Consider the following 13753-nt stretch of genomic DNA (forward strand, 5'->3'; position numbering starts at 1 on the left):
GAGACCACCTCGATCGTGGTCTCCACCAACCTCGCCTTCGGTGAGTGGCCGAGCGTGTTTGCCGGCGACGCCAAGATGACCACGGCGTTGCTCGACCGGCTCACACATCACTGCGAGATCGTCGAGACCGGCAACGAGAGCTGGCGCTTCAAGAACCGCGCCTGAGGTCGGCTCGTACCCCGCGCCTCCAGGATCCCTGCTCAGCCCGGCTGCGCTACCCCGACCCGCTCCGCCGGGCTGACCAGGGGCGTCACGCCACGCTCACGATGGGGTCCCGATTGGAAGCCGATCCGGGGTCCCGTTCCAATGCCGTTTGACAGTGAAGGACCTACGGTCGAAGACGCCTGAGCGGGCCTACAGCGTCGACATCCGAGGCGACAACGACACCTCATTTGATCACGGCGCGAAGTACCTCGTGAAGAACAGGCTGCCGCCGCCCGGCACCGAGAGCAGCGCTAGCCAAGCCACGCACAACTAGGGACCTAAACCCAGCATCACCCTGTGATTAGATTGGGCGACGCGGCGCTTCAACTTGCCCGCTTCGCGCTCCAGCTACCGCTGCACTCGACCAAGCCGCCAGACGTGCGCCAAGTGCCGCTGCCGCTGCCCTTCGCGGTCAGATTGCCGGCGATCGGCACCTTGTTCGAGGCTTGGGTGATTGTGGCTTGTACGGCACCGGCCGCCGAGACACCGCCATCGATGTCGACTTCCTCCCCGGGGATCGACGCGTCGCTATCCTTGATCTGCACCTTGTAGCTCGTGCTGGCCGAGCAGGGGCCCTCAGTCGTGGTCGCAACGATGGTCCAGGAGCCATCGAACTGGTTCGGTACCTGCACCTTCTTCGTCGCGGCATCCGCTGGGAGGAAGGCGCCTGCCGTCAGGCCAGCAGCGAGGATCAGGGTCGGGGTACGTGCCACAGACTGCTCCGGAGATCGCGCCGCCGGAGACGGCTGCGCCACCGCAGAACGGATGTGTCGGCTCGATAGTTTCAGCGGCTACCCAGATCCCGCTGCGGCCGAAAGCCAAGGTGCTTCGGCAACCTTCTGTTAACCATAACGGCCGAGGTCGCTACCAGCGACCGGCTGGGGGGTTGAGCGTCGGCAGAGCAGCACCGAGACCCGGATGTACGGTCTTGCGGTGCGGCCTCGTCGGCGCAGTCGCATCAAGCCCGCACCTGGAACACCAGGGCGGACTTCTATCGTCATATCAATGGACGAGTCCTACCCACCTCAGGTGAGCGCCTGCGGATGCGGCGACGGCGTGCCGGTGTCGGTGTCCGGCTTTAGCGGACAGCCCCCGTGCGATTTCCGATGGGACATCGACCGGCGAACATCAGGCCTGCTGTAGGTGCCCAGGATCATCACCCGGCCGTGACAGGCGGGGCAGCGCTTCAGCGCGGCAGAGTGGGCGACCGCGGCTTCGTTCAAGCTGACGGCTTGCCATAACCCGTCGACCTTCACCTCGCAGGTGAGCGGCTCATCCACCGGCATGCTCTACGCCGTCAGACGCGGATCTCTTCCGCGGACAGGCCACCGGCCCGCAGGTGATCAGGGATGTCACCGTGGTCGTAGTACCCGGCCTCGTGGGCCATGGCGTCGAGAGCGGCGATCGGGTCGGACGCCGAGCCGGTCCAGAGGATTGCACCCGTCGTGGCCTGACGGATCTGGAACACCTTCATCATCGGACCCTCAAGCTTCGGCGTATGGTAAAGCGCCGTTGCCACCGCTCGTTCCGAGGCCGCTTGCCGAACGAGAGTAAGCGACGGTGCACACCATCCTCACGATCGCGCGGGCTGACGCCAAAATCGCGCGCCATTGATCTAGGTTGTACGCAACCGATATGGATCATGATGCGGTCCAGCGAAGCAGCGAAGGATTGCACGTGGACCGGCGCGTTTTCTCCAGAGCAGATGGTGATGGTGAGGGGCTTCCGGTTCCGTCACCTGATGCCGTGACCGAGTTGATCGTCGCCTTGTCGATCTGCGCAACGTCACTCGACCAACTGGCCGATGAGGTGGTCCGTTGTGCTTCGCATTCGAACGACCCTGTTGCGCAACAGGACCTATTGGCGGCCGCACGAGGCCAACGCATCCGAGTTCTAGAGGTACAAGGCATGCTCGCCTTTCTGAGCGGCGCCTTCGTTGATCGATATGTCGCAGATAAGCAGCCGTGACGGACTGCGCTTGAAGGGTGGCTATAGCCGTGTCAGACGGGTGATCTGTGCCTTTCTAAGGTGCCCCGTCTCAATGTAATCGCAGAGCCTGCAGCGCCCTACGCACCAGCCTTTCTCCGCACGGTTTCGCAATGAAATGGGCGGCGTTCGGCAAGAGTGCTGCTTCCTCGCGACTGCACCCTGAGCAGACGATTATCTTCGTCTCAGGCCATCGCTTGCCAGCAGCATGGGCAAGATCACAGCCGTCCATCGCACCGGGCATGTTCACGTCGGTGTAAAGGAGTGCGACATCTGCGTGCGCCTCCATGTGCTGGATTGCGCCCTGAGCATGCTCGGCTTCGAGCACTTCGAAACCCATCGCAGACAATATGTCAGCAGTGACGAGACGGGTGAATTCGTCATCGTCGGCGAGCACGGCGAGGGGGCGCGATCCTGACATAGATCGGGAATGCGCCCATTCGACGCGCGTTGCAGCTTAGCCGCAGATTTATTTAGGACTGTCGCTGGGAACAGCTTCAGCGTCGTGAGCCCAGATATAGGCCGACACTGATGCCTCTTCTAAATTTTGTGTGCAGCTTGGAATGCTGCGGTGGGCCATGCGTTATCAAGCATGGCCATTCCCAGTCGCTCCGCTCGCACCATCGCGACGCTGAAACAGCTCGCCCGAGAGCTTAACGTCCCAGTTGAGGCGTTTCTCCGGGCGCCAGCAGAGGGCGAGGCAGGAGCTCTGCTGACTCTTGTGCGCCTTTGGTCCTCGATACCGGACACACAGGGGCGTCGCCGGGTCCTCAGCGTAGCGCGCCAGGAAGCGGAGCGATCAGAGGGCAAGGAGCGCGCCTGAGCCGTCCCAATCCACGTTGGGCAACCCCGCTTCTGGCCGCATAGCCCGGCAGTCAAGCTTGCCGTAGCCCGTGGGATGGCTTCCAGTTTGGCACCCACCATGCTCCCCGACGCCGCCGCCCTGTGGCGCAGCGCGCTTAAGGATCTGTCCGAGCATGCCTCGCCGTGCCGGTATCTCCTACCGGCTCGATGGGTGGCGCTCCGAACGAACGCCATAGCCTTCTGCGAGAAGTTCGGTGCCGAGGCCCACCGGCTCGGCTAGACGGCACCTGAGCTGTTCGCGGTGCATCCGGAGCACGGCACCCTGCGGGTGGACTACTGCGGGGTTCTGATGGTGGTGAGCGAGCCTGCCCGTGGTGTCGAGGCACAGCGCATCCTGTTCGAGCGGCTGACCGGCTATCCAGTTCGCTGGCTTGTTCGCACGCGTCGGACAGCCCGCGGCCTGCCCCTGGCGGCTGGCGCTGATCACGCTGCTGCAGTTCTCCGAGAACCCGTCCGACCGCCGTGCGGCCGATGCTGTACGGGCTCGCATCGACTGGATTTACCTGCTCGGCCTCGACCTGACCGATCCCGGTTTCGACGCCTCGGTCCTGAGTGAATTCCGCTCCCGCCTCGTGGCCGGCGAAGCCGAGGCCCTGTTGTTCGACACCCTGCTCACCCTCTGCCGCGAGCGCGGCCTCTTGGCCAAGCGTGGCCGCCAGCGCACAGACGCGACCCACGTCCTCGGTGCTTTCCGCAGCCTCAACCGCCTCGGCTGCGCCATCGAGACCTTGCGGGCCGCGCTGAACGCCCTGGCTGTCGTCGCACCGGACTGGCTGCGCGCCTATACGGATCCGAGTTGGATAGAGCGCTACGGCCGTTCCATCGGCGACTTCCATATCCCGCAGGGCGAGACGGCGCGCCGCGCCTGCGCGGGGACGATCGGTGACGACGGGCACCGGCTGCTTGCAGCCGTCGACACCAAGGCTGCACCGGGCTGGCTGCGCAACGTCCCCGCCATGGTGGTCCTTCGCCGCGTCTGGCTGCAGAATTTCCACGTCGCCGAACCACCCGCTGAAGGATCGGAGGGAGACGGGCGGATCCGCTGGCGGACGGAGGCCGAGGGCATTCCGCCCGCCCTGGCGATGGTCGCCTCGCCCTACGATCCGGACGTGCACGACGCCAAGAAGCGCGCGACCACATGGATCGGTGACACCGTCCATCTGACCGAGACCTGCGACGACGCCCAGCCACCGCTGATCGTCCACGTCGCGACGACACCGGCCCCGGCGTGGACCGGGCGGTGCTCGACCCGCTGCACGCGGCGCTGGCGACGCAGGATCTGCTTCCGGCGCGCCATCTCGTCGATGCTGCCTATATCGACGCCGACGGCCTCGTGGCCGCCGCGCGAGATCACGACGTCGCCCTGACCGGACCGGTGCCGAAGGACAACCAGTGGCAGGCGCGCACCGAGGGCGCCTTCACCATCGAAGACTTCCATCTCGACTGGGATCGACAGATCGCGACCTGTCCGGCGGGACATGACAGCCGGAGCTGGCATCCAAATTACAACCTCGGTCGCACGGTCATACGGATTCGCTTCGCGGCACAGCACTGCCAAGCCTGCAGCTTGAAGCCTCGCTGCACCCGCTCGCAGCGCCGTCTGCTGACCCCGCGCTCACGTGAGTAACACGATGCGCTCGTCGCGGCGCGGGCGCGAGAGACCTCGTCGGCCTTCGCAGTTGACCGGCGACGGCGCGCTGGCATCGAAGGCACGCTCTCACGTGGCGTACGGACGATGGGCCTGCGTCGCAGTCGCTATCTCGGTCTGGCCAGGACGCATTTGCAGCACCAGCTGACGGCGAAGGCGATCAATCTCGGCCGCCTTGCCGCCTGGATTGGCGACACGCCCGCTGGCCGAACCCGACGCTCTGCATTCGCACGCCTCATGGCTCGGCCAACGGCCGCGTAGGAATTCGCCAGCAGTATCTTTCTCGAGGCAAGCCCAGCATCCACACACGTCACCGGAGGGGTCGATCGCCCTCACCCCCGACGCGCGCGTCCCACCCCGCCATCGTCAGCCGGGCGACGGCCTCGAGCTCCTCTCGGGTCGCGCCGTCGCGGGCCTGGAGCGACATGCCGTTCTGCACCGTGAGCACGAAGCGGGTCAGTGCGGCGACGTCGACGTCGGCGCCGATCTCGCCCGCCGCGACCGCGCGCGCGAGCCGCTCCGCGACCCGTCGGCGTCCCTCGGCGCGGGCCGCGCGCAGCAACGCGCCGAGCTCCGCCTGTCCCTCGCTGCCGGCAGCCGAGAGCGTCACCATGCAGCCGAGCGGCTCGATGCGGCCGCAGGCGCCGGTGAGCGCGGCGGCCGAATCCATCAGGAGCGCTTCGACGGCCCCGCGCGCCGATGCGGCAGCGTCGAAGTTGGCCCAGACCATCCCGCCGTACCGGTCGCCGTAGTGGCGCAGCGCCTCGGCGTAGAGCGCCTCCTTCGAGCCGAACGCCGCGTAGAGGCTCGGCGACCCGATCCCCATGGCCGCGGTGAGATCCGAGATGGATGTCGCGGCGAAGCCGCGGCGCCAGAACAGCTGCATCGCCTGATCGAGCGCCGCCTCCCGGTCGAAGGCGCGGGGCCGGCCGCGACCGCGGGCGGGCGCGGCCCGGTCCCCTGCCCGGTCCCCTGCCTGGATCGAAGCGGATTTTTGCATCGATCGTTATATAAACCGCTTGACCCGGGCCGGCAACGCATCTAGCCATTTCTGTGTTGTTCATTACAGAAAGAGGCGGACGTGAGTGAGCTGGCAGGCAAGCGCGCCCTGGTGACGGGCGCATCACGCGGCATCGGTGCGGCCATCGCCCTGGCGCTCGCGGACCGGGGCGCGGACGTCGCCATCACGTACGAGCGGTCCGCCGAGCGGGCGGCCGAGATCGTCCGCGCCATCGAGGCGAAGGGCCGCCGCGGGCGCGCCATCCAGGCCGACAGCGCCGACGCCGCGGCGGTGAAGCGCTCGGTCGACGAGGCGGCCGAGAGCCTCGGCGGGCTCGACATCCTCGTCAACAACGCCGGCATCGCCCGCGGCGGCCCCGTCGCGGAGATGAGCCTCGCCGACATCGACGCCATCCTGGACGTCAACGTCCGCTCCGTCGTGCTGGCGTCGCAGGCGGCCATCCCGCACCTGAAGGAGGGCGGCCGGATCATCTCCATCGGCTCCTGCCTCGGGGAGCGGGTCCCGTTCCCCGGGGTGACGGTCTACTCCATGTCGAAATCCGCCCTGCTCTCGTTCACGCGGGGTCTGGCGCGCGAACTCGGGCCGCGCGCCGTCACGGTGAACCTCGTGCAGCCGGGATCGACCGACACCGACATGAACCCGTCCGACGGGGCGCAGGCGGACATGCAGCGGGCGATGACCGCCCTCGGCCATTACGGAACGCCGGACGATATCGCGGCCGCGGTGGCCTTCCTGGCGAGCCCGGCCGCGCGCCAGATCACCGGCACCACCCTCACGGTCGACGGCGGCGCCAACGCGTGAACCTCCGCGGCGGATCGCCGGACGCGGGCTCCGTCGCGTCGATCCGCCGATGGCCGCCCCGCCCCCGGTCGGGGCGGCCCTCCTGCGCGGCCCTACTGCGCGGCCCTCCCGGGCCGAAGCCCCGGGTCGCGCGCACGGCTTCGGCTCAGCGGACGCGCTCCCACGTGATGGCGATCCGCGTACCGTCCGGGCGCCGGAAGCTCTCGCTCAGCCGGTCCCCCTCGACGGTCAGGCGAAGCTGCTCGGTCGTGCGCACGTCGCCGACCCAGTTCGGGAAGGTCGAGCCCTCGACGCGGTTGCCGCTGAACGCGCCGTCGGCGTCCACCGTGTAGGTGCCGAAGAACCCGATGCTGCCGGCCATGGCCGCCCGGTTCTCCTCCGCGGTCCCCTGACCACGCGCGCTCGAGGCGAACCGGGGAATGTCGGCGTCCGTGAGCACCTCGACGAAGTGCATGTCGCGCGTGAACACCAGCAGCCCGCTCGGGCGCGCGCCGTAGGCCGGCGCGTTGCGCCCCTCCGTATCGAGCCGCGCGGACACCATGCGCCACGTCCCCAGCACTTGGTTGGCGGGCTCGGCTCTGGCGGTCGATGCCGCCGCGAGCGCTGTCACGAGCGCCGCCGCGAGCACGGCCAGTCCCCATCTCGATCGGATCATCCCTCCCCTCCCCTTCTGCCTGCGGCAGGCACCGCGACCGACATGGACGGCGCGGCGCTCCACCCTAGCCGCCCCCGTGGACGAAGGCGCCGTCGTCGTCGCGTCGTTGTCTCCGCGACGCTGCCCCGGCACGCGGTCGGGCACCGACACGCGCGCAGGGGCAGCATCGTGGATCAGCGGATGCCGCCGCTGGCCGTGATGTTCTCGCCGGTGAGCCAGCGCGCGTCGTCGGAGGCGAGGAAGGCCACGACGGTGGCGATGTCGTCCGGCTCGCCGGCCCGGCCGAGGGGCGTCTGCGCGACCATCCCGGCCTCCATCTCCGAGCCGGAGATCCCGGCCGCGTGCGTGCCCTCGGTCACCACGTAGCCCGGGCTGACGACGTTCACGCGGATCTTGCGCGGGGCCAGCTCGTTGGCGAGCACCCCCGATATGGCGTTCACCGCCCCCTTGGTCCCCGCGTAGACCGCCGCCGCCGGCGTGTGGACGTGCGTGATCGCCGAGGAGACGTTCACGATGCTCCCGCCCTCGCCGAGATGCTTCGCGGCCGCCCGCGTCGCCAGCAGGACGCCGAGCACGTTGACGTCGAACTGGCGGCGGTAGTGTTCCTCGGTGACCTCCTCGATCGCCGCGAACTCATAGACGCCGGAATTGTTGACCAGCACGTCGAGCCGCCCGAACGCGCGGATCGCGGCCTCGATCACATCCTGCGCCTCGGACGCTCTGGACACGTCGCCCTGGGCCGCGACGGCCCTGCCGCCGGCGGACGTGATCGCGGCCACGACGGCGTCGGCCCCTGCCCTGCTGGACGCGTAGTTCACCACCACGGCGGCGCCGTCCCGCGCCAGCGCCTTGGCGATCCCCGCACCGATGCCCTTCGATGCCCCGGTCACGACGGCGACCTTGCCCGCAAGCTTCGACATGTGTCCTATCTCCGATATGGGTCGGCCGCGGGATGGCGGCCTGAGTCCCATAGTTCGGAACTTCGGAACTAACGGAGCGTCGTTCAAGACCCCATATGGACGAAAGATGAGACCGCTGTTTCACCCCGCCATCGAGGACGTGCGACCCGAGGCCATCCTGCACGCCCTCGCCGACCCGAGCCGCGCGGCCATCTTCGCCAGGATCATGCGGGCGGGATGCGTCGAGGCCTGCTCGGCCGTGTCGGCGCTCGGGGACCGCGTCATCCCGAAATCCTCGTTGTCCAACCACTTCAAGGTCCTGCGCGAGGCCGGGTTGATCCGCAGCGAGCGTCACGGCGTCGAGGTGCGCAACCATTCCCGCTGGGCCGAGGTGGAGGCGCGCTTTCCCGGCCTGCTGATGGGCATCATCAACGCCTACGCGGCGGAGGCCGGCCCCGCCGCAGAGGCTGCCGGACCGCGATAGGGGCCCGGCCCGGGTCGGCCGCCGCGGGCGCCCCGAGCGCGCACGGCCGCTCGCCCGGAGCGGCCGACGGTCGGTCAGGACCGATCCCGCCGAGACACGCGCGCCGGATCAGCGCGGCCCGATCGGCTCCGAGGCCAGCAGCGTCTCGAAATACGCGATGGTTCTCATGAGCCCGTCCCGCAACGGCACGGTCGGGCGCCAGTCGAGGAGTTGCGCGGCCAGGGCGATGTCGGGCCGCCTCTGGCGCGGGTCGTCCACCGGCAGCGGGGCGTGCACGAGCTTCGAGCGCGAGCCCGACAAGTCGACGACGAGTTCGGCGAGCTGCCGGATGGTGAACTCGTCCGAGTTTCCCAGATTGACGGGGCCGGTGATCTCCGCGTCGGTGGCCATCATCGCCTGCAGCCCCAGGACCAAGTCGTCGACGTAGCAGAACGAGCGGGTTTGATGCCCTTCGCCGAAGATCGTGATCGGCGCGCCGCGCAGGGCCTGGACGACGAAGTTGGAGACGACCCGGCCGTCGCTGGGATGCATGCGCGGGCCGTAGGTGTTGAAGATTCGCACCACCTTGATCGGGACGCGGTGCTGTCGGTGATAGTCGAAGAACAGGGTCTCGGCGCAGCGCTTGCCCTCGTCGTAGCAGGAGCGCGGGCCGAGGGGATTGACGTTCCCCCAGTAGCCCTCGGGCTGCGGGTGCACGAGCGGATCCCCGTAAACCTCCGAGGTCGAGGCCTGGAGGATCGGCACGCGGAGCCGCTTCGCCAGCCCCAGCATGTTGATCGCCCCCATGACGCTGGTCTTGGTCGTCTGGACCGGGTCGAACTGGTAGTGGATCGGGGATGCCGGGCAGGCGAGATTGTAGATCCGATCCACCTCGACGAAAAGCGGGTGCGTGACGTCGTGCCGTATGAGCTCGAAGCGCGGATTGTCGAACAGGTGGGCGATATTGCTCTTCCGGCCCGTGAAGAAATTGTCGACGCAGAGCACCTCGTGGCCCTGCTCCAGCAGGCGCTCGCTGAGGTGCGAGCCGATGAAGCCGCCGCCGCCGGTGATCAGGATCCGATCGCTCATCCGTGATGCTCCCGGCGCTCAGAGCCTGGCCGCGTCGGTGGCGGCGCGGGTCCTGAAGAGGGTGAGCCGTCTCAGCCAGTGCGGTCGCGCGGCGCGCCGCTTCGGCAGGTTCTGCTCGACGAAGCTGGCGAACTCTTCGAGGTCGAGATCGAAATCCTCGCGCTCCCGGCTGCCGGGGACATGTAGGGCGTTGGTCGAGGTGTCGAGGTCCGTCACCCGCTCGGCGGGAAAGTAGTGACAGGCCGACACGTTCTCGCGAAAGATCTCGGTGTCGTAGATGCGCAGATCGTCCTTCCCGCTGAGCACGGATCGGCTCGATATGACGCATCCGGGCGCGTTGGCGACCCACTTATACTTGGCGAGCCCGGCCCCGAAATGCGTCACGAACAGGTCGGTGTGGAGCGCGGCCACGAGGCTCGCCCCCATCGAGCAGGGCACGAGCGGCATCAACTCCACGTTGGAGACGTCGGCGACCCGTGCGCGCAGCGCCCCGATCAGCTCGAGCTCCTTCCGGACGATGGATGGCACGCTCCCTTCCGCGGGCACGAGGCTCTCGCAGTAGCTCTCGACGTAGCCGCCCTCCGCGCCCGCGAGCGTGTTGTGCCCGTCGACGATGACGAGGAACCTCTCGCCGCGCCTCCGGCCGAGGCGTCGGATCAGCGCCACGTAGCCGTCGAGCTGCCGGACCCACTGGCGGTTCTCCAGACGCAGCCCGATCAGGACGATCGTGGCCCGGCGCGCCGCGTCCGTCAGGCGGGCATCGAGAGCGGGTTCCGCGCTCCGCGCCAGGGCCGCGAGACGATCGGCCAATCGCTGGCTCACGCGGTAGGACCGGAAGGGCAGGAAGGTGGCCGCGCCGGCGACGGCAGCCTGCAGCAGGGGCAGCGGGCCTTCGATCCCGCGATACACCTGCCCGGCGAGCTCCGGGAAGACGGCGTCGACCGGAGAGATCGGCTCGTTGCAGCTCGCGAACAGGAACACCGCCGGCGCGCGACCGAGCGACAGCACGTCGTCGACCGCGGCCAGCTCGTTCCAGATGGCGTGACTGATGTGCGCGTGCTCGAAGACCACCCCGACGCGCGTCGACCGCGCCGCGCCGTCGATCAGCGCCGGCAGGAGGTACTGCCGCCACAACCGCACCTGCACCAGGGTCGCGGCGTCGAACCCGACGCTTCCCAGGTTCGGCCGGGCGTAGGCCGTGTTCGCGCGAACGTCCAGCAGGGCCGACGCGAGGCGCGAGTTCTTGCCGATCAGCGTGCACAGCGTCTCGTTCCGGTCCGCCGCGTAGCCGACAAAGCGGAAGCCCGGCATGGGCAGGTAGATCGAGAAGCGCAGATCGCCGCCGTCCGGATGGGCCGTCTCCTGGCCGCCGCGCGCGACGATCGCCTTCGTCACCAGTTCGGGCAGGTGGGGCGGAGCCCCCGCCGGTGCGGCGTTGAGGCGTGCCAGCGCCGCGTGCATCGCCTGCGCCCGCGGATCGGAACCGCCGCCCGTGACGACCCGGACAGCGTGCTCCGGGCTCGCGGCAGCCGCGCGTGCGAGGGCTTCGATCAGGAGGTGGAGATCCTCGATCATGGCCCGCGTGTTCGACGCGTCGCCGTCGTCGGTGTGGAGCGCCTCGGCCTGCCAGTCGAGCGGGCCGGCGCCGTCCCACGGCGCGGCGAGGAAGTCCGCAGCGCAGGACGCCAGCGGTGTGCCGTCCGGGTTCAGGAATCGGAACGCGCGCGCGTCGTTCGGACCCAGGAGCGCGACCACTGTGACGCGCCCGCCGAGATCGATCAGACCCAGGACATCCCAGTCGGGCTCCGTCGGGGCAGGCGCGACGAGCCGACCATCGCGGCTCGCGACCGCCTCGCCCGATCGCTGCAGCCTGCGGGTGTGGCGGATGATCATGGGCGCCCGTCCTCGATAGCTCCGTCCGGGTTTGTCGAAGTTCGGGCGTTGCCACAAGGAGGCCCTTGGGCGCGCCCCCGGAACAGGCCGATCCGATCGGATGCGCCCGACGCGCCCGCAGTGGACCCGCGTCCCGTCGACGGGGTGAAGGCGGCCCGCGATCACCTGTCCCGCCGACATAGCAGAGCGGGGTGCCGCGGCGCGCTTCGATCGATGACGGCGCTGTCGGGTCGCCGGGAGCACTGACACATTGTTGCGGCGGCGCCGAGGAGTTCTTGCCGCGCGTCGCGCCGATCCTGGCCGACACGATCTGCTGCAGAGAGTTGTATATCTGCGGGTCACGCAGATACTAGAAGTTGCCAAATTTCCGGTACGGGCGGTATGATACTGGTACCGATTATCGATTTTGGTATATCGCTACCAGAGATCGGGTTTGTGCGAACCGATTTGCGCCGGAGGAGGCCAGGCTGTTGCAGACTACGGCTGATCTTGCATTGCGCGCGGCCGGCTATGTCGGCGCCTGGACAGCGGACGTGTCGGCGGGACAATCCCTCCTCGACGAGGGGACGGCGGCGCTGCTCGCCGGGGATGCGACCCTGGCCGGGCGCCCGCTGCCCATCGAGATCGCCCTTCGATGCACCCATCCGGACGATCGCGACTGGGTCTTCGCGCGCATCGCCCGGGTGCGCCGGACCGGCGGCCCCGTCTCGGCCGAGTACCGCGTCCTCACGGACGGCGGCGAGGTTCGATGGGTTCTCGACCGTGGCAGCCTCACGCCCGATCCGGCGGGACGGATGCGCGGTCGCGGCATCATCATCGACACCACGGACAGCCACCGCGGCCCCTTCCTTCCGAGCGCGGCGGGCGATCTGCCGGCGGACGACCCAATGATCATCGCGGTCGATCACCTCCTGCAGGCGCGCGCGGCGATCGTCGCGATGGGCCACCAGCGGCTGCAACAGGTGTCGGATCTGGCGCTCTTCGAGGTCGGGCGAGCGCTGGCGCGGCGCGCTCGGGCGTAGCCGGACGGTCCTGTCCGCGGGACGCCGGCGCGGATCTCCCCGGATCGCCACGGATGCGAGTCAGTGTTCGAGGGCGTGCGCCGGAGCACGGTCGGCGGCCTCGGCCCGTGAGAGCTTACCGACAGGCCGAGAGATCAGTATTCCCGGTGGAGGCTCCGATGGCTGATGCTGCGATCCGCGAGACGATACACCTCGACGAAGGCGACGTGATCGTCCTGCTCCCCGGCAACCTGTCCCCGGCCAGCATCGGCCTGCTCCAGGCCAAGCTCGACGGTTTGGCCGCGGACCTGAACGCGCGGTGCCTGGAGGAAAGCCGCGCTTCCCTCTCGGGATTGGCCGGGCTGGCCGCCTTCCTCGCGAGCTGAGGCCGCCCAGACAGCGCAGCGCGGGCCGTTCTCGACCGTGCTGCGACGGCTGGAGGACAGGTGTCGCCGGTCGAGACAGCCGCGACATGCCCCCTCGCCCGACCCGGTCGGGAGCGGCCCTAGTGCAGGTGCAGGGCCTTGAGCGCCTTGCGCACCAGTTTCTCCCCACAGGGCTTGGCGATGAAATGGGCCTCCTCGGGCAGCGCGGTCGCCTCGCGCGGATCGCAGCCCGAGCAGACGATGATCCGGGTCTCCGGCCAGCGTGCCCGGACGGCGTGCGCGAGCGCGCGGCCGTCCATCGTGCCGGGCATGTTGATGTCGGTGTAGAGCAGGACGGCCCCGTCACATGCCTCCAGATGCTGGAGCGCGCCCTGGGCGTGTTCCGCCTCCAGCACCTCGAACCCCAACGCCGTCAGCATGTCGGCCGCGACGAGGCGGCTGAACTCTTCGTCCTCGGCGAGGACGGCGATGGGGCGAGGTCCTGACATGCAGCGGCAACTGCATCGCCGGGTCGCCTGTTTCAGCGTGGCCGGGGATTTTCCGACGCCTGCGACCCTTTCGACAAATCCGGCTCGCCGGCGGCGCTGTCGACCTCCCGACCGCGTACGCGGCGCACGAGGCCAACCCTGCGCGACCCCAGCCGGACGCTTCGGTCACCGATCCGGCAAGTCATCGCCGCGCTTGCCGGGCTTCCGGCGCCGTCGCCGAGATCAGCGTGTGCCGCCGCAGCCTCGTCCTCGACCGATGCGGCACGCGCCTCCAGTGCCGCGCCGACCTGTCCAGGCGAATACCTGACTCAGCCGGCCTCGCGGCCGCCGAAATATGTGCCTCGTCTGCGAGAGA

General features: G+C 68.8%; 18 protein-coding genes and 1 pseudogene. 9 read left to right on the forward strand and 10 right to left on the reverse strand.

Annotated features, from left to right (window positions below; translation table 11 throughout):
* Together H288_RS34105 and H288_RS34110 are read left to right on the forward strand one after the other, a co-directional pair.
* On the forward strand, positions 1 to 165 hold a 165-nt coding region (locus H288_RS34105; RefSeq protein WP_020094811.1), incomplete at its 5' end, for an ATP-binding protein.
* A gap of 154 nt (positions 166 to 319) precedes the next feature.
* Positions 320 to 478 (forward strand): DUF2380 domain-containing protein, encoded by a 159-nt coding sequence (locus H288_RS34110; RefSeq protein ID WP_245274563.1) that lies wholly within the window; start codon positions 320 to 322, stop codon positions 476 to 478.
* 49 nt (positions 479 to 527) lie between these two features.
* Here the strand turns inward: H288_RS34110 and H288_RS0122370 are convergent, their stop codons facing one another.
* The 3 genes from H288_RS0122370 to H288_RS32670 all read right to left on the reverse strand — a co-directional run bounded on the left by H288_RS0122370 (position 528) and on the right by H288_RS32670 (position 1681).
* Positions 528 to 917, reverse strand: coding sequence for a hypothetical protein (locus H288_RS0122370; protein WP_020094812.1), 390 nt, complete (start codon positions 915 to 917; stop codon positions 528 to 530).
* Positions 918 to 1229: 312 nt separating this feature from the next.
* Entirely contained in the window at positions 1230 to 1484 is a 255-nt protein-coding gene (locus H288_RS0122375; RefSeq protein ID WP_244492092.1) for a hypothetical protein, read from the reverse strand.
* Positions 1485 to 1501: 17 nt separating this feature from the next.
* Positions 1502 to 1681 carry a hypothetical protein gene (locus H288_RS32670; RefSeq protein WP_020094814.1) on the reverse strand — a complete coding sequence of 60 codons (180 nt, stop codon included), beginning with the start codon at positions 1679 to 1681 and terminating at the stop codon, positions 1502 to 1504.
* Between the two features lie 200 nt (positions 1682 to 1881).
* Between H288_RS32670 and H288_RS35175 the strand changes: the two genes are divergently transcribed.
* Complete coding sequence (locus H288_RS35175; protein ID WP_145980162.1) at positions 1882 to 2172, forward strand: hypothetical protein; 291 nt, start codon at positions 1882 to 1884, stop codon at positions 2170 to 2172.
* A gap of 70 nt (positions 2173 to 2242) precedes the next feature.
* Here the strand turns inward: H288_RS35175 and H288_RS34115 are convergent, their stop codons facing one another.
* On the reverse strand, positions 2243 to 2611 hold the full coding sequence (locus H288_RS34115; RefSeq protein WP_081636517.1) for a response regulator: 369 nt from the start codon (positions 2609 to 2611) through the stop codon (positions 2243 to 2245).
* Positions 2612 to 3425: 814 nt separating this feature from the next.
* Here H288_RS34115 and H288_RS36010 point away from each other — a divergent pair.
* Together H288_RS36010 and H288_RS36015 are read left to right on the forward strand one after the other, a co-directional pair.
* Positions 3426 to 4421 carry a transposase gene (locus H288_RS36010; protein WP_244435412.1) on the forward strand — a complete coding sequence of 332 codons (996 nt, stop codon included), beginning with the start codon at positions 3426 to 3428 and terminating at the stop codon, positions 4419 to 4421.
* Positions 4422 to 4429: 8 nt separating this feature from the next.
* Positions 4430 to 4963 (forward strand): annotated as a pseudogene (locus H288_RS36015) (transposase).
* Positions 4964 to 5012: 49 nt separating this feature from the next.
* Here the strand turns inward: H288_RS36015 and H288_RS0122400 are convergent.
* Entirely contained in the window at positions 5013 to 5588 is a 576-nt protein-coding gene (locus H288_RS0122400) for a TetR/AcrR family transcriptional regulator (protein ID WP_042675020.1), read from the reverse strand.
* A gap of 195 nt (positions 5589 to 5783) precedes the next feature.
* Here H288_RS0122400 and H288_RS0122405 point away from each other — a divergent pair, with 195 nt between their 5' ends.
* A complete protein-coding gene (locus H288_RS0122405; protein ID WP_020094818.1) occupies positions 5784 to 6524 on the forward strand; it encodes a glucose 1-dehydrogenase in 741 nt (246 codons plus the stop codon).
* A gap of 145 nt (positions 6525 to 6669) precedes the next feature.
* Here H288_RS0122405 and H288_RS0122410 read toward each other — a convergent pair whose 3' ends face one another.
* Together H288_RS0122410 and H288_RS0122415 are read right to left on the reverse strand one after the other, a co-directional pair.
* Complete coding sequence (locus tag H288_RS0122410) at positions 6670 to 7179, reverse strand: lipocalin-like domain-containing protein (protein ID WP_043712989.1); 510 nt, start codon at positions 7177 to 7179, stop codon at positions 6670 to 6672.
* Between the two features lie 173 nt (positions 7180 to 7352).
* Complete coding sequence (locus tag H288_RS0122415) at positions 7353 to 8099, reverse strand: glucose 1-dehydrogenase (RefSeq protein WP_020094820.1); 747 nt, start codon at positions 8097 to 8099, stop codon at positions 7353 to 7355.
* 106 nt (positions 8100 to 8205) lie between these two features.
* On the opposite strand from H288_RS0122415, the gene H288_RS0122420 reads away from it, so the two are divergent.
* Entirely contained in the window at positions 8206 to 8562 is a 357-nt protein-coding gene (locus H288_RS0122420) for a helix-turn-helix domain-containing protein (RefSeq protein WP_020094821.1), read from the forward strand.
* A 108-nt stretch (positions 8563 to 8670) separates the two neighbouring features.
* Here H288_RS0122420 and H288_RS0122425 read toward each other — a convergent pair whose 3' ends face one another.
* Together H288_RS0122425 and H288_RS0122430 are read right to left on the reverse strand one after the other, a co-directional pair.
* A complete protein-coding gene (locus H288_RS0122425; protein WP_020094822.1) occupies positions 8671 to 9630 on the reverse strand; it encodes a UDP-glucuronic acid decarboxylase family protein in 960 nt (319 codons plus the stop codon).
* Positions 9631 to 9648: 18 nt separating this feature from the next.
* Positions 9649 to 11523 carry a hypothetical protein gene (locus H288_RS0122430; protein WP_020094823.1) on the reverse strand — a complete coding sequence of 625 codons (1875 nt, stop codon included), beginning with the start codon at positions 11521 to 11523 and terminating at the stop codon, positions 9649 to 9651.
* Positions 11524 to 11993: 470 nt separating this feature from the next.
* Here H288_RS0122430 and H288_RS0122435 point away from each other — a divergent pair, with 470 nt between their 5' ends.
* Together H288_RS0122435 and H288_RS0122440 are read left to right on the forward strand one after the other, a co-directional pair.
* Positions 11994 to 12545 (forward strand): PAS domain-containing protein, encoded by a 552-nt coding sequence (locus H288_RS0122435; RefSeq protein WP_234083295.1) that lies wholly within the window; start codon positions 11994 to 11996, stop codon positions 12543 to 12545.
* A gap of 158 nt (positions 12546 to 12703) precedes the next feature.
* A complete protein-coding gene (locus tag H288_RS0122440; protein ID WP_020094825.1) occupies positions 12704 to 12910 on the forward strand; it encodes a hypothetical protein in 207 nt (68 codons plus the stop codon).
* A 119-nt stretch (positions 12911 to 13029) separates the two neighbouring features.
* Here the strand turns inward: H288_RS0122440 and H288_RS0122445 are convergent, their stop codons facing one another.
* A complete protein-coding gene (locus H288_RS0122445; RefSeq protein ID WP_020094826.1) occupies positions 13030 to 13398 on the reverse strand; it encodes a response regulator in 369 nt (122 codons plus the stop codon).
* Positions 13399 to 13753: the final 355 nt, after the last annotated feature.

The sequence above is a fragment of the Methylobacterium sp. 285MFTsu5.1 genome, assembly GCF_000383455.1.
Classification (GTDB): Bacteria; Pseudomonadota; Alphaproteobacteria; order Rhizobiales; family Beijerinckiaceae; genus Methylobacterium.